This is a genomic window from Lichenicola cladoniae, assembly GCF_013201075.1.
Classification (GTDB): Bacteria; Pseudomonadota; Alphaproteobacteria; order Acetobacterales; family Acetobacteraceae; genus Lichenicola; species Lichenicola cladoniae.
Map to the genome: position 1 here is coordinate 3,280,554 of NZ_CP053708.1, position 20,648 is coordinate 3,301,201.

General features: G+C 66.4%; 15 protein-coding genes. 8 read left to right on the top strand and 7 right to left on the bottom strand.

Annotation, left to right across the window (positions count from 1 at the left end):
• Nucleotides 1-985 precede the first annotated feature (985 nt).
• From HN018_RS14910 to HN018_RS14925, 4 genes are all read left to right on the top strand, one after another.
• Nucleotides 986-1,858, top strand: coding sequence for a WcbI family polysaccharide biosynthesis putative acetyltransferase (locus tag HN018_RS14910; RefSeq protein WP_171833313.1), 873 nt, complete (start codon nucleotides 986-988; stop codon nucleotides 1,856-1,858).
• On the top strand, nucleotides 1,855-2,718 hold the full coding sequence (locus HN018_RS14915) for a WcbI family polysaccharide biosynthesis putative acetyltransferase (protein ID WP_171833312.1): 864 nt from the start codon (nucleotides 1,855-1,857) through the stop codon (nucleotides 2,716-2,718). The genes HN018_RS14910 and HN018_RS14915 overlap by 4 nt, the downstream gene beginning before the upstream one ends.
• The gene (locus HN018_RS14920) at nucleotides 2,718-4,514 is read left to right on the top strand and encodes a glycosyltransferase family 2 protein (RefSeq protein WP_171833311.1); all 1,797 of its coding nucleotides are present in this window, start codon (nucleotides 2,718-2,720) and stop codon (nucleotides 4,512-4,514) included. Before HN018_RS14915 ends, HN018_RS14920 begins: the two co-directional genes overlap by 1 nt.
• A gap of 80 nt (nucleotides 4,515-4,594) precedes the next feature.
• A complete protein-coding gene (locus tag HN018_RS14925) occupies nucleotides 4,595-6,481 on the top strand; it encodes a hypothetical protein (protein ID WP_171833310.1) in 1,887 nt (628 codons plus the stop codon).
• Between the two features lie 18 nt (nucleotides 6,482-6,499).
• Here HN018_RS14925 and HN018_RS14930 read toward each other — a convergent pair whose 3' ends face one another.
• The 5 genes from HN018_RS14930 to gmk form a co-directional block, all read right to left on the bottom strand.
• Complete coding sequence (locus tag HN018_RS14930) at nucleotides 6,500-7,486, bottom strand: glycosyltransferase family 2 protein (protein ID WP_171833309.1); 987 nt, start codon at nucleotides 7,484-7,486, stop codon at nucleotides 6,500-6,502.
• A 73-nt stretch (nucleotides 7,487-7,559) separates the two neighbouring features.
• Complete coding sequence (locus tag HN018_RS14935) at nucleotides 7,560-9,059, bottom strand: replicative DNA helicase (RefSeq protein ID WP_171833308.1); 1,500 nt, start codon at nucleotides 9,057-9,059, stop codon at nucleotides 7,560-7,562.
• Nucleotides 9,060-9,159: 100 nt separating this feature from the next.
• Nucleotides 9,160-10,404, bottom strand: coding sequence for an AGE family epimerase/isomerase (locus HN018_RS14940; RefSeq protein WP_171833307.1), 1,245 nt, complete (start codon nucleotides 10,402-10,404; stop codon nucleotides 9,160-9,162).
• Nucleotides 10,404-11,888 (bottom strand): D-glycero-beta-D-manno-heptose-7-phosphate kinase, encoded by a 1,485-nt coding sequence (gene rfaE1 / locus HN018_RS14945; RefSeq protein ID WP_171833306.1) that lies wholly within the window; start codon nucleotides 11,886-11,888, stop codon nucleotides 10,404-10,406. Before rfaE1 ends, HN018_RS14940 begins: the two co-directional genes overlap by 1 nt.
• 10 nt (nucleotides 11,889-11,898) lie before the next feature.
• The gene (gmk, locus tag HN018_RS14950; RefSeq protein WP_171833305.1) at nucleotides 11,899-12,552 is read right to left on the bottom strand and encodes a guanylate kinase; all 654 of its coding nucleotides are present in this window, start codon (nucleotides 12,550-12,552) and stop codon (nucleotides 11,899-11,901) included.
• Between the two features lie 130 nt (nucleotides 12,553-12,682).
• Here gmk and HN018_RS14955 point away from each other — a divergent pair, with 130 nt between their 5' ends.
• Together HN018_RS14955 and HN018_RS14960 are read left to right on the top strand one after the other, a co-directional pair.
• Nucleotides 12,683-12,910, top strand: coding sequence for an antitoxin MazE family protein (locus HN018_RS14955; protein ID WP_171833304.1), 228 nt, complete (start codon nucleotides 12,683-12,685; stop codon nucleotides 12,908-12,910).
• A complete protein-coding gene (locus HN018_RS14960) occupies nucleotides 12,907-13,230 on the top strand; it encodes a type II toxin-antitoxin system PemK/MazF family toxin (RefSeq protein ID WP_171833303.1) in 324 nt (107 codons plus the stop codon). The genes HN018_RS14955 and HN018_RS14960 overlap by 4 nt, the downstream gene beginning before the upstream one ends.
• A gap of 6 nt (nucleotides 13,231-13,236) precedes the next feature.
• Here HN018_RS14960 and HN018_RS14965 read toward each other — a convergent pair whose 3' ends face one another.
• Nucleotides 13,237-14,811, bottom strand: coding sequence for a 2-isopropylmalate synthase (locus HN018_RS14965; RefSeq protein WP_171833302.1), 1,575 nt, complete (start codon nucleotides 14,809-14,811; stop codon nucleotides 13,237-13,239).
• Between the two features lie 448 nt (nucleotides 14,812-15,259).
• Between HN018_RS14965 and HN018_RS14970 the strand changes: the two genes are divergently transcribed.
• A complete protein-coding gene (locus HN018_RS14970; RefSeq protein ID WP_171833301.1) occupies nucleotides 15,260-15,811 on the top strand; it encodes a glycine zipper family protein in 552 nt (183 codons plus the stop codon).
• A gap of 12 nt (nucleotides 15,812-15,823) precedes the next feature.
• Here HN018_RS14970 and HN018_RS14975 read toward each other — a convergent pair whose 3' ends face one another.
• The gene (locus HN018_RS14975) at nucleotides 15,824-16,753 is read right to left on the bottom strand and encodes an N-acetylmuramoyl-L-alanine amidase family protein (RefSeq protein WP_171833300.1); all 930 of its coding nucleotides are present in this window, start codon (nucleotides 16,751-16,753) and stop codon (nucleotides 15,824-15,826) included.
• Between the two features lie 684 nt (nucleotides 16,754-17,437).
• Between HN018_RS14975 and HN018_RS14980 the strand changes: the two genes are divergently transcribed.
• Nucleotides 17,438-20,641 carry an Rne/Rng family ribonuclease gene (locus tag HN018_RS14980; protein ID WP_239478703.1) on the top strand — a complete coding sequence of 1,068 codons (3,204 nt, stop codon included), beginning with the start codon at nucleotides 17,438-17,440 and terminating at the stop codon, nucleotides 20,639-20,641.
• Nucleotides 20,642-20,648: the final 7 nt, after the last annotated feature.

Consider the following 20,648-nt stretch of genomic DNA (forward strand, 5'->3'; position numbering starts at 1 on the left):
GAAATGGCCCGACGCCGGCAAGAAAATCCAGCCCGTGCAGTGTGGATTTGAGGAAGGGCATGCTCTGAAGAAGGGGCAACGCGAACCGGGACGACGTGAAAGCGGTCTTGTTCCGGATGGAAGCTGCCACCCGGGCACGCAGCGTGGAATCATCCAGTCAATTTGCCTAGTTTTGCAGAGCCGCCGTTGCGCCGATTACCTCCGGAAGATTGAACCCAGCCCCAAGCTTGGCCGCTGCCAGGTGCGCGCGGGCGGATAGGGTGCAGGCATGGTCTCGGCTGCAATAGGAACCAGCAGAGGCTGGATGTCGATCAGTTCCCGATGGCGCCCTGTGGTCGCGAGGGCAGTCGTGTAGTTCCAGATGGTGACGATACCGTGCAGCAAGATCGGCCCGGCATGTCCCAGGAACGGTAGCGCGCGCCTGTGGTCGCCGATCCTCCGAGCCTGCCGAAGCTGGAGGCGTTAGACCCGGGTGATGTCAGGCCAGAGTGCGATTGCACGACGGCTCGCCTCAAGCGCCGCTTCTTCATCGCCTCGGCGCTCGAGCCACTCTGCCTGATGTAGCAAGGCATCGGCATTTACCGGGTTTGACGCGATGGTGAGCAGAGGTTGATCCGGCCGCTGTTGCCGCCTCGATTCTAGCGCAACGAACCGGACCACTTCTCAAATCATATTGCTCATTCAGGACGATCATCGAATGCCAAATGCAGCACGACGCGACCGAGCGGGAGACGGCGCTTCAAACCGATGACGCATTGTCCCTGCATGATGCGATCTAGCGCGCTCATCCAACTCAAAGTCATAGCTCGCGCGCATGACCATTTCAAATAGCGATATATCGAGTTGAAGCCCAAAGCTAGGCATACCACCGGTTGTCGCGCTAGCTTAAGTTGGCACTACGGTGCAGCCATCACATCCGTAAATACGACCCGCCGGATCAGGGTCTGACCACCATGTGCAATCCGGCGGCCAAGGAGGCGTATCGATGGAAGCTGCCGGCGAGTCCTGCCGTCCCCTGATCCTGATCGATGCAAACTGGCAAGCGAAGCCGCTCGTTGCACTACTCGAGACGACCAGGCTGATCGCAGACACCGTCGAGTTCAGGCATTTCGAGCAACGCAATGCGCTGACGGACTTCCTTCGCTCCTGCGATGCAACGCTCTCGCAGGTCGTCGCGGTCTGGCAACAGGTGACCGATTTCTGGAAGCCCGAACTCTGGGAGCCCCTGCCCGGTCTGCAGTCCCACATCGCTGTCGTCCGGTTCCCCTTATTCGAGTGCCCCTGCTTCTGGCCACTGGCGGGAACCGACCCGAGAAACCATCGGGCTCCGCCATTCTACCCGGACGGTCGATACCCGTTCAGCGACCGGATCTGCGCCTCGCTTGCGGATGCCGACGACAGAAGCGGCCTGTATGACCGCTATCTTGAAGGGTCCATTCCAGAACTGGATGATCTCGACAAACGGTTGACCGACCAGATCGTCTCGCTTGCCCGGCGCGATGAGTTGTGCGACGTACCGATTTCGCTGTTTTTCCTGAACAACTACCGAAAGACAAAACTGTTCCATACGCCGAGCGCGCCGGCGGGCGCCTTCTATGGCTGGATCGGCGCAAGGCTCGCGGAACGACTGGCCGTATGCCTCGGCCACGATCCCGCATTATTCGGTGCTGCGGTCACCCAGCATGCTATCGGATTGCAGGGCGTCGGCCAGTTTCGCTACGCCGTGCACCCGGTGGTCGCCGAGCAGTTCGGCCTCGCCTGGGCAGCACCAAACTCTGCGTTCCGGTTCGGAAAAAACCTCTGGACCCATCGCGATGCAATCGAAAGAGCGATCCGCTGGGATGCGTGGACGCCATGACCCTGCTCGTCTATGCGAATTGCCAGGCGGACGAGATGGTCTCGTTCCTACAGAGGAGCGACCCGCTCCTGGATCTGCCCGATATCGAGCGGGTGTTCCTGGGCGCCATTCATGATTTCGTCGCCATGCACGGGCAGGCCGAAGCAGAAGCACGCCTGCGTCGCGTCACGATCGTCTGGGAGCAGGTCAGCCAGGCAAGCCCGGACGAACGCGCACTCATGCGAACCCTGGTGCCGCGGACTGCGCGCTGGCTACGTTTTCCGGCGCTCTCATGCACGACGCTCTGGCCATTCGCCAGCAGCGACAATCGCCCGTCCGGAGACGACCGCTACCCCTACAGCGACATGCTGGCCATGCGGGTCTGGCGCGAGATGGGCGGCGCCGACGATCGCCTCGCCGGGCTGGGCGACGACATCCTGTTCGATCGGTACATGGAACTCAGCACCGCCAAGATGCCCGACCTCGACCGGATGCTGGAGCTCGACCTGCAGAGCTGGAAGCAGCGCGATCTCGACGCGGACGTTCCGATCGCGGATTTTCTGCTCCAGCGGCTCGCGCAGGCGAGATTGTTCTACACCGTAGGACGCGCAAGCTGGCTGCCGACCGCCGAAATCCTGCAAGGCCTCATAGAGCTCACGATAGCCGACCCGAATGGCAGGCAGCGTTCGTTGAAGCAGATCCAGCTGATGGGCGCGAACTACACCGGAAACGACACGATCTCCATGCCGATAAACCCGACAGTCGCCGAACGGCTCGGTCTTGATTGGTACAAGCCGGATGATGTTCATAACTGGCACAGCTACGAACTGGATTTCCGCAGCTTCGTCATCCGGTGCATCCGCCTGGCCGACCAGCGCTGATGAAGCACGGCGACGCGACCGGTGTCCGCAAGGAACATGGGCGCACCATGCAGGACCAGCGCGACATGGCTCTCGCCAGGTTGCGACATCTGCGGCTGGACCGGATGCTGCCGGCGGCTCGCGAGCTTGTCCTCGAGAGGCGGCGATCATGTCCCGACGACATGACCTGGCAGATGGAGGCGGCCAACCAGGACCTGTTCGAGGGAGATCCGGACGCGGCCCTTGCTGTTTTCGAAGCGCTGGCCCGGATCGAGGGGTTCGGCGGAGCCCTCGAATGCCTGCTGAAGAGTGCCGAACTCAGGGCACGACGCGGCGATTTCACGGCCGCCTTCGATATCCTGGCCACGACCCGGCTCAAATATCCGGACTATGACGGCACGGACAGCGTTCGCAGGCAGATCCTGCTTCTGGCAGACGTGCCGCAGCGTGGTCCGATCCAGGACATGGTCAAGGCGGCCCGCATGGGACCGACCAGTATTGCGACCATCTCGCGAGCAATCGAGATGCTCGCCGGATACACGGCCCACAATGGCGACGATCATGAGATGGCACTGGAACTCGGTCGCCTGTTGCGACTGGCCGGGCGGCATGCGGAAGCCGTCTCGGTACTGGCGTCGCCTGCCACGGCGAAGGGTTACGCAGGTCGGCTCGAGAGCATGATCGAACTGGCGAGGGCCTGGGAAGCCGTCCGAAATCCCGGGGCGGCCTGGGACATCGTCAGCACGATCGGTACCGAGTTCCCCGCCCACTCCGCTTTCTCGACGCTCGTTGTGGAATTCCTGGCGCGCCGGGGTCGCTCGGCCGAAGCCATCGGCATACTCGGCAGATTGTATCCCGGGCTGGAGCCGGGGCATCGGTCGCCGGCACTTGCGGCACTTGCCGAAGCACGGGCCACACGCATGTTCGAAGCCGGCCTGATCCCGGGCAAGCTTTCCGTTTCCATGCTCGTGGCACCGGCAGAAGCAATGCCTCTCGTCGGCGCCGGCATCATCATCCTGACCAAGGACGAGGCGGACATCCTGATGCATAACCTCGTCCACCATTACAGGCTTGGCTTCCGCAACTTCTGCCTTGTCGACAACCAGAGCCATGACGGGACCGCCGACTGTATCGCCCGGTTCCGCGCCGAATATCCCGACGCACTGGTGTTCTCGTGTCACGACCAGATCGCCGGCCATTACCAGGCCGACAAGATGGGCCTCTTCATGGACGTGTTCGTCGGTTACGCACGGCTTGCCGGCATCACCCTGGACTGGCTGTTCTTTCTGGACACCGACGAACTTCTTGCATGCATCGACAGGGCCGACGCCGAGAAGCTGCGGATCGCAATGGCGGACAAGACCTATGACATTATCGTTTTCCACTGGCTGCTCTGCGCTAGCCCGGCACCATTGCGATCCACCCCGTCTGCGTCGTCGCCGTTCGAAAGCTTCAACGTGGTCGAGCCGACCTTTCCACCGACCTCCAAGATCGCGCTACGGGTCGGCAGCGGCTGCAGGCCGACCGAGGGCAATCACTGGATCTCGGGCTTCGACGGTGACATCGCCCGTGCCTTCATCGCGGCCGAGCATGGCTGGCTGATGTTCCATTTCACGATCCGGTCGTTCGATCAGCTGAGATCGAAAGTGGTCAATGGCGGCCGCGCCTTCCTCGATACGAGTGGCCTGGAAACCCATGGGGGCCACTGGAAGGAGCGCTACGCACGCTATCTGGACGAGGGCGATGCCTTCATCGGGCAGTTGCTGCTCGACCATGTCCGGTCGGTCCGTGATGGAGGGTTCACGCTGGAACCTTGAGGCTCCGGATGATCGGATCGCTTGCAAAACGACATAGGGACGACGATCAATCCGGGCCTGGTCGCCAGCCGATGGAGCTCATGCAGCATTCGAACCCCCAGTATCCGCTTCCGAACAGCCAATCTCAGACGACAATTCTGCATCGATCGCTGCTCTGCCTTTTCATTGCGATGATGTGCCTGTCGACCCCGAGCTGGGCGGACGGGCCCATTTTCTCTCGCGGCGGTGGCTTGGCGGCGCCGGGCCCATCGCCAGGATATTCCATCTCCGACGACGGAAGCGCGCGGTTCAGGTCGATCGACGGTGGGACGCTGCGTGGTGACGTTTCAGCTGCGACGGTCGGCGCTCTCGCCAATACCAGCACCGGGGTCAGCCGGACGCTGGCGGCCAGGGCGGCGGATTTTCAGTCCGCCGGTGATTTCGGGGCAATCGGCGGCGGCTCCGCGACCTACATCCTGCTGGCACAGAACGCCGGGGACGCGACCGCAACTCTCCCGGGCACCGCCACGGTCGTCATCGGCCGATTGCTGACCGCAGCGACCTTGCCGGTCGGCACGACGATCCTGTCCGCTGCCGCTCCGGTGCGCATGTCGCCGAGCTATCCGACGTCGGCGCCAACGGCGGTCCGGTCGTCATCCGGCATGGGCACCGGATTGTCCTTTTCCACCATCTTCGCCGTGCCGCCGGGAGCCTCGATCGCCGGGGCCGGCATCGATGCAACAGCCACGGTCGTCCGCTCGGTGACGGGCCCGTCGGGCACGACGGTCTACATGTCGCTACCGGTGCAGACGGCTGTCGGCGCGGGCACGATGGTCACCTTCGGCTTCACGTCCGTCAAAATCATGTTGTCGTCCGCCTGGCTGCAGGCAGTGCAACCGGCAACGCCGGTCGGGCTGCCGCGCGAGGATGATGCGATCGCATTGCAGAACGCCACGTTCTTTGCGAACTCCACCCGTGGTGGCAGCGGACTTCTGTATGTCCCGTCGGGAAACTACTACACCAGCCTTGCATCCGGCGGCTCGGACGGGGTCAGCGTCGAGACCGCTGCGAACGTGGTGTTGCTGCCGGGCTCGCAACCTTTCGGCAATCTGCGCGGGTTGTCTGCAAGCACGGCGGCCAAGACGTTCGCGTCGGCGGCGCAGAACAATCTGCCCTCGGGCGTCAATATCGGCCAGACGATTTTCCAGCAGACGACCCCGACCGACCAGGCCCAGGTGCTGCTGCTGAACCAGCACAACATCAACTGCATCGATGACGGCGGCCCGGTCGGCTGCGGCATGGTCGGGGCCGAAATCCAGCAGGATATCGAGGCCCCCATCACGGCCGGCATCATGTGGGGCTACCACGTGACGGACTACATCTATCCGGGCCAGGGCGCCGTGTCCTGGGTCGGTGCGGAGTTCGAGGTGAACGACAATTCCGGCACCGACAAGCCGCGTCCGGGCGGTACCGTGGTGACCTATGGCACGCACCTGGATCTGCTCGGGACCACCAACGGGACGGCCGGGATCTATTTCGGGGCAAGTGGCGCGGGTCGCTGGCACTACGGCATGGCCTGTCCGCAGAACGCGATCAGCGACGATTGCTGGAGCGTCCATAGCGGCCCGGCATCGACGGTCATCGCGGGCGTCGATATGAATGGCAACCTGATGGCGCAGACGATCAGGGCAGCCGGCTCGATCGTCTCCACCCACGCCGGTTCGTATATGACCGGACCGGCCGATTGTGGCACGACGATCCGGGACACCGGCGCGTCGGCCCACACCTACACCGTTGCCACCGGCATGCCGCTCGGGTGCCGGATCGACGTGGTGCAGGCAGCATCCGGGCAGGTCCTGTTTTCAGGCAGCGCCGGGGTCATGGTCGAGGCCTTCGGTGGCGCCACCGGAACCGCCGGCCAGTATGCCAGGGCGGTGATACTGGTCGACAGCGCGACCAGCGTCCTGCTGGGCGGACAGATCCGATAGGATCATCGCACCGGACCGTCAGCCGTTGAGGCAGCCGTCTATATGTTCCTCGACGACCTGGCGCAGCGCCACGTCGCCTGCCTGTTCATACCACTGGTGATAGGTCCGCCAGTGGGTGGCTGTTCCACTCAATCCGTCCCGGTCGGCGGTCGCCAGCAAGGCACGGTTCCCGTTCACCACTTTCCTGCGCAACTGCTCGACGGTCCGGACCGGATAATGGAACAGGTAGAAATCCGCCTCGGCCATGATCGCGACGTCCGAGGCGGAATAGGGAAACTCCTCGACCAGATGGTTTCCCTGGATCGGCTCCAAACCGTGGTTCAACCGATAGGCCACCTTGGTGACTGCCACTTTCATCCTCGGCCACACGATCGGAAGTGCCACTGACAGATCCTCGCCCACGGGCAAAGCTTCGAGCACCCGATCGCTTGCACACTGGGCCCAGTGGAAGACCAGCAGGGTTTTCGAGGGATCGGCAAGCACGTCGCCGAACCGTCGCTCGTCCCCGGCCCCCGATGCGAAGGTGATGAACTCATCCGCGTCGACGAAGAACAGCCAGTCCGGCTGATCGGCTTCGTAATGCAGATAGGCCTGCATGAATGCTACCAGCGCTTGCATCTTCTTGGCCTGGTAGTGCCCGACGATGTAGTCGGAGGCCGAAAACACCCCGGCATCCGGATACGCGCTGCGAAACCCGGCGATGATTGCCGCAGTCTGGTCGCTGCTTCCGTTATCGAGAATGAAGAACCTGCGGAATCCCAATGCATAGTGATGCCGGAGATTCTGGCCGATGATTTCCGCCTCGTCCTTAACCATCAGGAAGAGCACCGCGCTGGCCAATCCGGGCACCCGTCGCGGAGGCTGTGGCCTCCAGTCCGGGCCCGCACGCAGTTCGTCGAACAGCCCCGTCGCGCGGCGATTGGCGAACTCGCGGATCAGTACGACGCGCTGGCGCGGCGTGGCTGCGCTGAACGCCGGTTCGAGCAGGGCCTGATCGTCGAGCACGAAATATCCTTCACCCGGATTGCCGCGTCATGATGCGCGCTTGCCGCGTGATCGGATAATCCGGCCGGCGGGACTACCCCCCATGCACGAGGTCGATATCCGCGAAGCGGGTGAACTCGCCCTCGAAGAACAGGTCGATCTTTCCGGTTGGCCCGTGGCGCTGCTTTTCCAGCAGCAACTCGGCCTTGTTGTGAGCGAGCTCCATCTTGTGCTGCCAGGCTTCCATCGCGACCTGGAACTTGTCGTTGCTCTCGAACATCGTATCCTTCGGGATGCGCTGCTGCAGATAATACTCGTCGCGATACACGAACATCACCGCGTCGGCGTCCTGCTCGATCGAGCCGGACTCACGCAAGTCCGAAAGCTGCGGCCGCTTGTCCTCACGGCTCTCGACCTGCCGGGACAGCTGCGACAGCGCCAGCACCGGGATCTCGAGTTCCTTGGCCAGCGCCTTCAACCCCTGGGTGATCATCGAGATCTCCATCACCCGGTTGTCGGGCTTGGTGCCGACCGCCGGCCGCATCAGCTGCAGGTAATCGACCACCACCAGGCTCAGCCCCTTGGTGCGCGCCAGCCTGCGGCAGCGGGTGCGCATCGCGGACAGGCTGATCGCAGGCGTGTCGTCGATATGCAACGGCAGCGTCTGCAGCTCGCGGCTCACCTGCACGAACCGGTCGAACTCCTTCTGCCCGATCTCGCCGCGGCGGATGCGCTCGCCCGACACCCGGCTCTCCTCGGACAGCAGGCGGGTCGCCAGCTGCTCGGCGCTCATCTCGAGCGAGAAGAACGCAACCGATCCCTTCGGCTGGGTGCCCGGCCCCTGCTCGCGCGCTTCCTGCATCAGCGAGCGTGCCGCGCCGAATGCGATCTTGGTGGCGAGTGCGGTTTTGCCCATCGCAGGCCGGCCGGCCAGGATCAGCAGGTCGGACGGATGCATTCCGCCGGTTTTCTTGTCGAGATCGCGCAGGCCGGTGGTCAGGCCGGCCACCGCGCCGGTGCGATGGAAGGCCTTCTCGGCAATCCCGATCGCGTCGGTCAGCGCGCGCTCGAAGGTAACGAAGCCGCCATCCTGGCCCTTGTCGGTAGCCAGCCGGAACAGCGTCTCCTCGGCGGCCTCGATCTGGTCGCTGCCGGTCAGCTCCGGGTTGAGGCCGAACGCGTTGTTGACGACGGTCTCGCCGATATCGATCAGCTGGCGGCGGATCCAGGCATCGTGGATCGCCTTGCCGTACTCGCCGGCATTGATGATGCCGACCATCGCGGTCAGCAACTGGGCGAGGTAGGCGGTGCCGCCGACCTCGTCGAGCACGCCGGAATGCTCGAACTCGGCCTTCAGCATGATCGCGTCGGCGAGCTGGCCCGCCTCCACCCGGCGCACGATCGCCTGGTAGATGCGTCCGTTGATAGGATCGGTGAAATGGTCCGGGATCAGGAACTCGGCGACGCGCTCGTAGGCCTTGTTGTTGGCCAGCAGCGCGCCGAGCAGTGCCTGCTCCGCCGCCTGGTTGGAGGGCGGAAGGCGCTGCGAGAGGCCTAGCAGCGAGTCACGGCGGACGGGATCGATCTGGTTCACCCCGGCAGTCTAGCGCAACCGCGGCCTTGATGTGTGCCTGTGGATAACGTGCACATCTGTGGATAACGGGGATGGATCGACAGGCATACCCCGGTCCGGCTCAGACGGCATCCACCGACGGCCGAAGCTGGTCGAGCTCAACCCAGCCGGCCATGATGTGGTAGAACGAGCTCGTCGGGATCTTGTCGATTGCCGGCTGCGCGAACGCGTCGAGCTGGTCGATCCAGGTGCCCGGTGGCAGCACCTTGCTCTCGGCGCCGACCAGATACCGGGTCAGCAGGTTGTCGGTCGTACGCACGATCGCGGCGAGCCTCGCCCTGGCATCGACCGGATCGCTGTTGGCCGCTGCAACCCGGTGCATCACGCAGTTCGCGCGCAGCATCTCGGTCTGCACCCAGAGCCTGGCGGAACCGCGCCGCAGGTTCCCCTCGCGTCCGATCTCGTCCCGCATCAAACCGGTTTCCGGACCGATCGCATGCCGCGTGCAGATACCGTCGAGGCGCCGCGCCAGGCGCAGGGTCCTGTCACCAAGCAGCGTTTGGTGCCGGTCGAGCAGCCACACCCACTCGGCATGGTGCCCGGGCTCGACCTTGTCGCCGTCGATGCCGACCGCACGCAACCAGCTCTCGTGGAAATATTCGCCGAGCGTGTCGCTGCCGCGCTCGATCAGCCGGGTGCGGAACAGGGTCACGAGCTGCCGTGCCAGCACTGCCCAGCGCTCGTCGCGGCTGACGTCGAACAGTTCGAGAGCCGCCTCCAGCAGATGCATGTGCGGGTTCTGCTGCCGCCAGCCGGGTTGCGGCGGATCGACGTTGGAGAAGCCGCCGGAGGAACGCGCCATGCGCTGGCGCAGGAACACCAGCGTGTGCCCGGCCTGGCGCAGCGGCTCCGGCTCGCCGGTCAGCCGCGCGTAGCGGGCGAGCGCGAACAGCACGAACGCCAGGTCGTACAGGTCGTTGGTCGGGTCCAGCACGTGCCCGTCCGGATCGAGCAGCCTCGCCCAGCCGCCGTCGGATGCCGCACCCTCCCGGGTCATGAACCGGTGGATCCGCGCGGCGATGGTGCCGGCGCCTTCGAACCCGCGCGCGGCCGCCTCGGAGAACACATAGAGCTGGCGCGCCTGCACCCGCATCCGCGTGAAGCCCGGCTGTGCCGGCGCCCCCGCGAGCGTCAGCTGTTCGCACGCCCCGCGCATCTGGCCGGACCTGGACCGGTCCATGCCGACGGTGCTCCAGAACGGCAGCGCCAGGTCGAATATCCAGGCGCGCAGGCCATCCTGCACTCGCCGGATCTCGGCGGCCTGGCTGGACCCGGGGCGGGTGGGCGTGATCGGGCCGGCGAGCATCAGCTCGGAGCAGGCTGCGACAATAGCGTCGCTGTGCGGATGCGGGCGATCGTGCCGGTGGTCGAGATGTCCGGAACCAGCCGTGCCAGCACCAGCCGTCCGCCGGCCGCCTCGACCTCGCGTGCGCCGACTACCTGATCCGCCGTATAATCCGCGCCCTTCACCAGCACGTCCGGCAGCAGCGCCTTGATCAGCGCCAGCGGTGTATCGTCCTCGAACGCCACCACCGCATCGACGTGACGGATCGCCGCGATCACCTGGGCGCGGGCGCCGAGCGTATTGACCGGCCGCGACGGCCCCTTCAGTCGTTCCACGCTCGCATCGGTGTTCAGCCCGACCACCAGCCGGTCGCAGGCCGAGCGCGCCGCGGCCAGCAAGGCCACGTGGCCCGGATGCAGGATGTCGAAGACGCCATTGGTGAAGCCGACCCTCAGGCCCTGCTCCTTCCAGCGCGCCACCAGCCCCAGCACCCGGGGCAGCGACGACAGGCCGGCGATGCTGCCGGCATCCGGCGCGAGCCTGCCCAGCTCCTGGTCCTGCAGGTCGAGTTCCTCGATCACCTCGGCGATATCGGCGGTCGCGGTCCCAAGCTTGCCGACCACCACGCCCGCGGCCGCGTTGGCGATGTGCATCGATTGTTCCAGCGACCGGCCGGAGGCGTAGGCCAGCGCCAACGTCGCGATCACCGTGTCGCCGGCGCCGGACAGGTCGAATATCTCTCGGGCCCGCGAGCGGACCGCATGCACCGCGCCGGATCGCTCGACCAGCATCATGCCCTTCTCGGACCGGGTCGCCAGGATCGCATCGGCACCGGCGAGCCGCATCACCTGCTGCGCCGCCGCGACCACCTCGAGTTCCTCCTCGACCGGCAGTCCCGAGGCCGCGGCCAGCTCGCGCGCATTCGGCTTGATGCAGGTGGCGCCATGGTAACGCGCCACGTCCGCCGATTTCGGGTCCACGAACACCGGGATGCCTTGCGCCCGGGCAAGCTGGATCGCGCGCGCAATGACCGGCTTGCCCAACGTGCCCTTGGCGTAGTCTGACAGCAGCAGCACGTCCGCCTGGCCTATCCAGACCTCGATGCCGGCGATCAGCGCGACCTGCTCGTCCGGCTGCAGGGCCAGGCGGCTCTCCTCGTCGGTCCGCACCACCTGCTGGTGGGCTGCGATGAAGCGGGTCTTGCAGACCGTCGGACGCGCCCCGGTCGTCACCATGGCATCCTCGAGCCGAGGCTGCGCCGCCACCAGCCGGCGCAGGGTGGCGCCGGCCTCGTCGTCGCCGAGCAGCCCGATCAGGATCGCGCGTCCACCCAGCGACAGGATGTTGTTGGCGACATTGCCGACGCCGCCGGGCATCTCGCGGGTGCGGTTCAGCCGCAGCACCGGCACTGGCGCTTCCGGCGAGATCCGCTCCATGTCGCCATAGACGAACCGGTCCAGCATCACGTCGCCGACGCACAGCACGGTCAGGTGGGAGAAATCCATCCGTGCAGCCTTAGCCGAAGCCCTGAACCAGGTCCGCCATGCCGAGCTGCCGCGCAGTGGCGATCCGGGCGGCGTTCAGCACGGCGCGCGCATCGCGGATCGCGCGCTCCAGCACCTCGTTGACGATCACATGGTCGAATTCCCGCCAGTGCGCGATCTCGTCGCGGGCCGCCGCCATGCGCCGGGCGATCTCGGCGACATCGTCGGACGCGCGGGCACGCAGCCGGCTTTCCAGGATCGGCAGCGACGGCGGCAGAACGAACAGGCTGACCACGTCGGCGGGCAGTGCCGCACGCAACTGGCGGTGCCCCTGCCAGTCGATGTCGAACACCATGTCGCGGCCGCCGGCGAGACAGGCCTCGACCGCCGCGCGCGGGGTGCCGTAGCCACGGCCGAACACCTCGGCCCATTCGAGCAGTTCGCCCGACTGCGCCATCGCCGCGAACTGGTCCCTGGTGCGGAAATAGTAGTGCACGCCCTCGACCTCGCCCGGACGCGACGCGCGCGTGGTGACACTGACTGAATGCATCAGCTCCGGCTCGGCGGCCCGGAGGGCGTTGGCGATGGTGCTCTTGCCGGCACCCGAAGGCGCCGAGATCACCAGGCAGAGGCCGCGTCTGCCGAGGCTGGAGCGGTGCGATCCCGGGTCTTGCGGCGGCGACATGAACAGTCCTCGGCTGGCCGACCAGGTTGTAGCAGGCCCGCGCCCGTCTGTGGAACAGGAGGTGGTTGTGGACGGCCGGCAGGTCGAGCGGACAATTGGAAACAGATATCCCGTACGCTACATGTAACGCATGACAGCAACTGGAACAGGTGCGGAGCGCGTGAGGCGCCGCCGCGACAAGCTAAGAGCAGCAGGGCTGAGGCCGGTACAGATCTGGGTTCCCGATACACGGGCGCCGGGGTTCGCGCTGGAGTGCGCGCGCCAGTCCCGGATCATTCGTGACGCCGAATTACAGGCGGGGCATACCGAATACGAATCCTGGTCCGCGGTGTCCGATATGGACGGCTGGACGGCGTGAGGCGTGGTGATCTGGTTACCGTAGCCTTGCAGGGAGATCAGGGAAAACCCCGTCCTGCCCTGATCATACAGGGCGATCTCTTCCATGACCTGCACTCGGTCACGATCCTGCCGATCACCAGCATGCTTCTGGATGCGCCTTTGACACGCATCATGGTCCAGCCAAACGACCGGAACGGCCTGACCAAGCCATCTCAGATCATGGTCGACAAGCCGCAGACACCGGCGCGCATCAGGCTTGGCCCGGTATTCGGCGAACTTGACGATCTCACGATGATCGCCGTCAACCGGGCGGTTGCCCTGTTCTTCGGCCTGGCCTGATAGAGCCTACGCTGACAGCGCTTCCGGCTGCTGACGGGTGCGCTTGACCAGCAGCTTGTTGAGCGCGTGAACATAGGCGCGCACGGCGGACACGACGGTGTCGGTATCAGACCCCTGCCCGTCCACCATCTTGCCATTCTCCTCGAGCCTGACGGTGGTGTGCGCCTGCGCATCGGTGCCTTCGGTCACGGCGCCGACCGAGAACAGCACCAGCGTCGCCTCGTGCGAGAACAAGGTGCGGACCGCATTGAAGGCGGCATCGACCGGACCGTTGCCGGTGGTCGCGGTCACCACGACTTCGCCGTCGATCTCGAGCTCCAGCTCGGCGCGGCTGGCGCGCTTCGAGCCGCCGGCGACGTCCAGCGAGACGAAGCGGATGCGCGCATGGTCCCGCACTTCCTCGTCCACCAGGGCGACGATATCCTCGTCGTAGACGGTCTTCTTGCGGTCGGCGAGGTCCTTGAAGCGGATGAACGCGTCCTGCACCTGGTTGTCACCGAGGTCGCCGTAGCCCATCGCGTTGAGCTTGTCGCGGAACGCGGCGCGACCGGAATGCTTGCCCAGCACCAGCGACGACTTGGTCCAGCCGACGCTCTCGGGCGTCATGATCTCGTAGGTGGCGGCGTTCTTCAGCATGCCGTCCTGATGGATGCCGCTCTCGTGCGCGAACGCGTTGCGGCCGACGATCGCCTTGTTCGGCTGCACGTCGAAGCCGGTGATGGTCGCCAGCATGCGCGACACGCGAAGCAGGTGCGGCGTCTGGATGTTGTTCTGGTACGGCAACGCATCCTGGCGGGTGCGCAGTGCCATCACGATCTCCTCGAGTGCAGCATTGCCGGCGCGCTCGCCGATGCCGTTGATGGTGCACTCGATCTGCCGCACGCCGGCCTTCAGCGAGGCGATGGTGTTGGCGACCGCCAGGCCGAGGTCGTTATGATTGTGGGCGGACAGGATCACCGTGTCCGCACCGGGCACCCGCTCCCGCAGCATGGTGAAGATCGCCGCCATGTCCTCGGGCGTCGCGTAGCCGACGGTGTCGGGGATGTTGATGGTGGTGGCGCCGGCCTTGATCGCGGCCTCGACGCAGCGGCACAGGAACTCGGGCTCGGTGCGGCTGCCATCCTCGGCCGACCACTCGACGTCGTCGGTGAACTGGCGCGACGCCAGGTTGCCGGCGGTGACCAGTTCCAGCACCGTTTCCGGCTCCATGCGCAGCTTGTATTTCATGTGCAGCGGCGAGGTGGAGATGAAGTTGTGGATCCGCCGCCGCTCGGCCGGACGCACCGCCTCGCCGGCGCGGGCGATGTCGTCGCGGCCACCGGTGCGGGCCAGGCCGCAAATCACCGGGCCACGAACATGCTCGGCGATCTGGCGCACGCTGTCGAAGTCGCCGGGGCTGGCGACCGGGAAGCCGGCCTCGATCACGTCGACGCCGAGTTCGGCGAGGGCATGCGCCATGCGGATCTTCTCGGGGATGTTCATCGAGAAGCCGGGCGACTGCTCGCCGTCACGCAGCGTGGTGTCGAAGATGATGACGCGATCGTCCGCGATGCGGCCGAAGCTGGGATGGTCAATGCTCATGGTGGCTCCGTGTCGTTCGTCCGGGCGTGTTCTGCGAGCTGGTGGCCGCGCAGGCCCGCTTGTCTGGTGCTGTCCGCCTCGACCCCCAAAGCGCGCCGGCGGAGCGATCCGCCAGCTCCTCGCTCAGGGGCTGTTAAGTCGAAGCATCGCCGCAACGATGCCCGGGAGAGCCACGGCTGCGGTCGTCCGGCAGCCGGGCACGATCGATCCAGCGCTTAAAAAGATGCGGATCCTGCAGTCCGGAGGGGACGCTCGACATGCCATCAGGCGGTTTTAGCCGACACCGCGTTCTTTGCCAGCACAATCCGACACGTTGTCGTGCATGCCAGCCTGTCCGCACCGGCCAGCCACCCGGCAACACCATCTGTTACAGCGTCGGCCCTCCCCGAAAGCGGCCGGGAGCTATAATATGTAATGAGACACCTCCGGAATGCAGGCTGACATCATCATGCGCCCCTTGCCCCTTGCTTCCACGGCCCTCGCAGGCCTGTTCGCCCTGTCCGCTTGCGCGGTGGTCCCACCACCGGGTCCGACCATCCTTGCGCAGCCCGGACAGGGAAAGAGCGCGCAGCAGTTCCAGGCCGAAGACGCACGCTGCCGGCAGGCAGCCGTGCAGGCGAACGGTGGGGTAACGCCATCGCAGGCCGCGACCCAGAGCGGCATCGGCAGTGCGGCACTCGGCACGGTACTCGGTGCGGCAGCCGGCGCATTGCTAGGCGCCGCCGCCGGCGATCCGGCTGCGGGTGCCGCGATCGGCGCGGGTGGCGGGCTCCTGTTCGGCTCCGCCTCGGGCGCCGACAGCGCGCAACGGTCCGGCGCCGCGTTCCAGGGGAACTACGACAACGCCTATGCCCAGTGCACCATCAGTTCCGGGAACATGATCGTTCAGCCGCAGGTGGTCGCGTACCAAGGCCCGGGTGGTTACGGCAGCTACGCGCCGGCCCTGACGCCGCCGCCGCCGCCGCCGCTGCCGCCCCCGGGCGAGGGCTACGGCTGGTAGGCCGGGCTGCGATCAGCCGGAGAGACGGGTAAAGCCTCCCGCCGAGGAGGCGAAATAGCCGTCGATCGCCCGCGCCATGGCGGATGCGACCAGGGTGCGGTGCGATGACTGCCTGAGGGCCGCCTCGTCGAGCCGGTTCGACATGAAGCCCATCTCGACCAGCACGCTGGGAATATCGGCCGCCTTCAGGACAACGAAGCCGGCGTGACGCGACGGGTTGGTGAGCAGCCCGATCCGCGGCCTGAAGGCGGCAACCACGCTTCCCGCCATGTGCGCCGAGCCCGACCGGGTTTCCTGACGCACCAGGCTCGCCAGGATCCGCTGCACCTCGGGCGACGTGCCGTGGAAGCGGGGGCCGGCGAAGCGATCGGCGCTGTTCTCGGTGCGCGCCAGGGCCGCGGTCTGCACGTCGGAGGCTCCGTCCGACAAGGTATAGACGCTGGCACCGCGTACGCCGGGATCATGCAGCGCATCGGCATGCATCGAGACGAACAGGGCTGCCTGCTTGCCTTCGGCGATACCGACGCGGTCCTCGAGCGGGATGAACACATCGGTGCCGCGGGTCAGCGAGACGCGATACCGGCCGGTTGCCAGCAGCTGCCGCTGCAGCTCGGACGCAGCGGCTTCGGCGATGTGCTTCTCGTAGGTTCCGGAAATGCCGATGGCGCCGGGATCCTTGCCGCCATGCCCCGGGTCCAGCATCACCAGCGGCATCGGCTTCTGCGCCCGGCCGACGATCGCCGGCGCCGCCACCGGAGCGTGATGGCCCGACCGGTGCATCGTATGCTCCGCCGCCGCCTGCGCCGCGCGCGGCGATAGCAGGCCCGCCCCGATCAGGCCGGCGCCGGACAAGGTTGCCGACAGCAGGCGCCGGCGATGCCGGTCGGGCTGCGGTTCGGTTGGCGGAACAACCGGCGGAACCGGCAACGAATCACCTCGCATGCGCACGGCCTTTGTTCGTGGTTACAAGCGTCTGCAGGCGACTGCTGACCTTGGCACTCAAGACGATAGCATAGAGGCTCGCGTCATTGCGACGATCATGATCCTGCGCACTACCGGCGCTCCGGAAACACCTTGGCGAAGCGGCTTGCAGCAGCCGAAGTTTGTTGTCATCATCGAAGGGTGTGACGAGCGTGCTCGTTCTCGTGGAAGTTGCGTCTTCGGCGCGCTCCGTTGGAACTGGTTCTCGTCCGGCATTATGCCTTCCGCATGGAACGCGCGCCGATGGTCACCGGGAGCAGGTCTTCCGCGTCCGGCCCGGCAAGCGCCAAGATGCTCCCGCATATGCCGCGTCAGCCGGGACGATGTCATGTCGCAGCCCTGCACGGCCCTGTTAGCCCACAGCGGGTACCGTCCGGCATGCCGTGCGGCCCCCGCACCTCACGCCTAAGGACCGGATGATCGCCGCCATAGCCCCGAATCGGAACCAGGAATCACCAATGGCCCTGCGCCATGCGGTATCCGCGGTGCCGTCGGCCAAGGCGTCGGACGCCCGTCAACTGCCCCCCATTGCCGCGCGCGCGACGCTCCCTCCTGTTTTCCTCGTCGTCCGGAGGCTAGGGCGCAACCGCCCGGCCGGACCCGGCGACTGGAGCGGTGCCCCGGCCCACCGGAGTTCCCTCTCTCATGACCAAGCGCATGCTGATCGACACGACACACGCGGAAGAAACCCGCGTCGTTGTGCTGGACGGTAACAGGCTCGAAGATTACGACGTCGAAACCTCGGCGAAGAAGCAGATCAAGGGCAATATCTACCTCGCCAAGATCGTCCGAATCGAGCCGAGCCTGCAGGCGGCGTTCGTGGAATACGGCGGCAACCGGCACGGCTTCCTCGCCTTCAGCGAGATCCATCCCGACTATTACCAGATCCCGGTTGCGGACCGCGAACGGCTGATCGCCCTCCAGGAGGAGGAAGCCCGCGCCGACGAGGCCCGCGCCGATCGCGAGGACGAGGCCGACGACGACAGCGGCGACGACACGACGGACCACGCCCCGTCCGGCAATCGCAGGTCCAGCGTCGATCCCTTTGCCGATCAGGCCGAGACCTTCGAGCCGTCATCGGACCAGCCCGACGACGAGAGCGAATTCGGCCCCGAGCCGGATGGCACCATCGCGCTCGCAGTGCAGGTCGAGACGGTCTACGCGGATGCCGATACCCACGCCGAGCATGCCGGCGCATCGGAGTCCGGCGCATCGGAGTCCGGCGCATCGGAGTCCGGCAACGCCGAGGACGGCACGAACGACGCACCGGCCCGCGTATCGAACCGCTCCGCGCACGACCGCCAGCCGCGTCCCGAGCAGTCGGACGAGCCCGCCCCGGAAACGGTCGGTGGCGAGAACGGCGGCGACGATGACGGCCGCGCGCAACGCCGCACCGCCCGCTTCCTGCGCCAGTACAAGATCCAGGAGGTCATGCGCCGCCGGCAGATCCTGCTGATCCAGGTCGTCAAGGAGGAGCGCGGCAACAAGGGCGCCGCCCTCACCACCTACGTGTCGCTGGCCGGCCGCTTCTGCGTGCTGATGCCCAATTCGCTGCGTGGCGGTGGCGTGTCCCGCAAGATCACCTCGGCCGCCGACCGCAAGCGCCTGAAGGACATCACCACCGAGCTGGAAATCCCGCGCGGCATGGCGATGATCGTCCGCACCGCCGGCGCCCAGCGACCGAAGCCGGAAATCCGCCGCGACTGCGAATACCTGCTGCGGACCTGGGACGACATCCGTGAGACCACGCTGGAATCCTCGGCGCCCTGCCTCGTCTACGAGGAAGCCAGCCTGATCAAGCGCGCGATCCGCGACGTCTATACCAAGGACATCGAGGAAATCGTCGTCGACGGCGAGCCTGGCTGGAAGGGCGCGCGCGAGTTCATGCGCACCCTGATGCCGGCGAACGCCAACAAGGTTAACCTCTGGCGCGACGAGAGCCAGCCGCTGTTCTCGCACTACCAGGTCGAGCACCATCTCGACGCGATGCTGCAGCCGACCGTGCAGCTTCGCTCGGGCGGCTACCTGGTGATCAACCAGACCGAGGCGCTGGTCGCGATCGACGTCAACTCCGGCCGCTCCACCCGCGAGCGCAGCATCGAGGAGACGGCGCTCCGCACCAACATGGAGGCCGCCGACGAGGTGGCCCGCCAGCTTCGCCTGCGCGACCTGGCCGGCCTCATCGTCATCGACTTCATCGATATGGAGGCGCGACGCAACAATGCCATGGTCGAGCGCCGCCTCAAGGACGCGCTGCGCAACGACCGCGCCCGCATCCAGGTCGGCTCGATCAGCCATTTCGGCCTGATGGAAATGTCGCGCCAGCGGCTGCGCCCGTCGCTTGCCGAAAGCAGCTTCGTGACCTGCGCGCATTGCGGCGGCAGCGGCTTCATGCGCGGCACCGAGAGCTCGGCGCTGCATGTGCTGCGTGCCATCGAGGAGGAAGCGGGCAAGCGGAAATCCGCCGAGATCCGCGTCCGTGTCGCCGCGTCGGTGGCGTTCTACGTGCTCAACCACAAGCGTGCCTGGCTGCAGGAGATCGAGACCCGCCATCATCTGACGGTGCATCTGCTCGCGGACGACAGCCTGATCCCGCCGGCGCTCGAGATCGACAAGATCGGCACCTATGTCGGGCCACAGCTCGCCGCACCGGTCGAGCGTCCGGCTCCGGCGCCGGTCCAGGCAACTCGTATCCCGATCGCGGCGGCACCCCCGCCGGTGATGGCCGAAACCGAGGAAGGCTGGGACGACGAGCCCGTCCAGGCGCAGAAGCCGGTCGTCGCCCGCGTGGCCGACCAGGCCCAGCCGGCCCTGCCGGACGCGGCGGCATCGTCCGAAGGCCCGGTTGCCGCGGACGGCGAGGACGAACACCGTCGCAAGCGCCGCCGCCGCCGCCGCCGTGGTGGCCGTCGCGAGGATGGATCGGTCATGCCCGAAGGCGCGGCACAGCCCGAGCTGGGCGGCAGCGACGAGGACGAGATGCCGGGTGAGACCGCCGATGCGGTCGCACCGACCCTACTTCCTGGGGAAACGCTGGCGTCGCCGTCGGTGTTCGAAGCGAGCGCGGCCGATGTGGCGCCGGTCGATGCCACCCGGGCTGCCGAACCCGGTCAGGACCCCGGACAGCGCGGTCGTCGCCGTCGTGGAGGCGGGCGCAATCGTCCCCGTCCGGACGGCAGCGATGCCGATGCCGGGCCTGCCGACCGTCAGGATGCGCAGGGGCAGGCGCCTCGCCCGTACAACGGTCCGACGCCGGCCGATCCGTTTGCAGGTAGCTACGACATCTTCGAACTGATGGAACGCGACGCTGACGAAGGCGTGGCCCTGGTGCCTAACCCATCGGCATCGGCGGCGTCCTACGCGCCGTCCAGCCCGATCCGTTCGCAGCCAATAGCGGAGACGACACCGGAGCCGACCCCGGCACCGGCACCGGCCGAGCCCGCACAGGAAGCGGCCGTGCCGGTACCGGAGCCGGTGGTGGACGCAATCGGAGAGGTCGAGCCGGTGGTTGCGCCGACATTGGACCTCGGTCCGGACGTCGCCGCGGATGCCAAGGCGCCGGCAACTCCGAAGGTGCGGAAGCCACGTGCCAGCCGGGCAAAAAAGGCTGCACCGGTCGAGGCGGTGACCCCGGATGCAACGGACCCGGCGGTCGAGCTGGCCGCCGAGCCCGAAGCCCCCCAGGTCGCGATCGCGCCGGAACCAGCGCCCGAAACGTCTGTGGCAGCACCGGAACCGGCGCCCGCAGCCGACGCTGTGAGCGTCGCGGATCCGAGCATCGTCCAGGCGAAGATCATCAGCAGCGATGCACCCGCGGCGAAGCCCCGGAGCGGCTGGTGGAAACGCTGACCATCTG

Coding starts and splice junctions, on each gene's coding strand:
- HN018_RS14910 (WP_171833313.1), top strand. CDS start 986: ATGGAAGCTGCCGGCGAGTCCTGCCGTCCCCTGATCCTGATCGATGCA.
- HN018_RS14915 (WP_171833312.1), top strand. CDS start 1,855: ATGACCCTGCTCGTCTATGCGAATTGCCAGGCGGACGAGATGGTCTCG.
- HN018_RS14920 (WP_171833311.1), top strand. CDS start 2,718: ATGAAGCACGGCGACGCGACCGGTGTCCGCAAGGAACATGGGCGCACC.
- HN018_RS14925 (WP_171833310.1), top strand. CDS start 4,595: ATGCAGCATTCGAACCCCCAGTATCCGCTTCCGAACAGCCAATCTCAG.
- HN018_RS14940 (WP_171833307.1), bottom strand. CDS start 10,404: ATGCTCGCCGGCCCGATCACGCCCACCCGCCCCGGGTCCAGCCAGGCC.
- rfaE1 (WP_171833306.1), bottom strand. CDS start 11,888: ATGGATTTCTCCCACCTGACCGTGCTGTGCGTCGGCGACGTGATGCTG.
- gmk (WP_171833305.1), bottom strand. CDS start 12,552: ATGTCGCCGCCGCAAGACCCGGGATCGCACCGCTCCAGCCTCGGCAGA.
- HN018_RS14955 (WP_171833304.1), top strand. CDS start 12,683: ATGACAGCAACTGGAACAGGTGCGGAGCGCGTGAGGCGCCGCCGCGAC.
- HN018_RS14965 (WP_171833302.1), bottom strand. CDS start 14,811: ATGAGCATTGACCATCCCAGCTTCGGCCGCATCGCGGACGATCGCGTC.
- HN018_RS14970 (WP_171833301.1), top strand. CDS start 15,260: ATGCGCCCCTTGCCCCTTGCTTCCACGGCCCTCGCAGGCCTGTTCGCC.
- HN018_RS14975 (WP_171833300.1), bottom strand. CDS start 16,753: ATGCGAGGTGATTCGTTGCCGGTTCCGCCGGTTGTTCCGCCAACCGAA.
- HN018_RS14980 (WP_239478703.1), top strand. CDS start 17,438: ATGACCAAGCGCATGCTGATCGACACGACACACGCGGAAGAAACCCGC.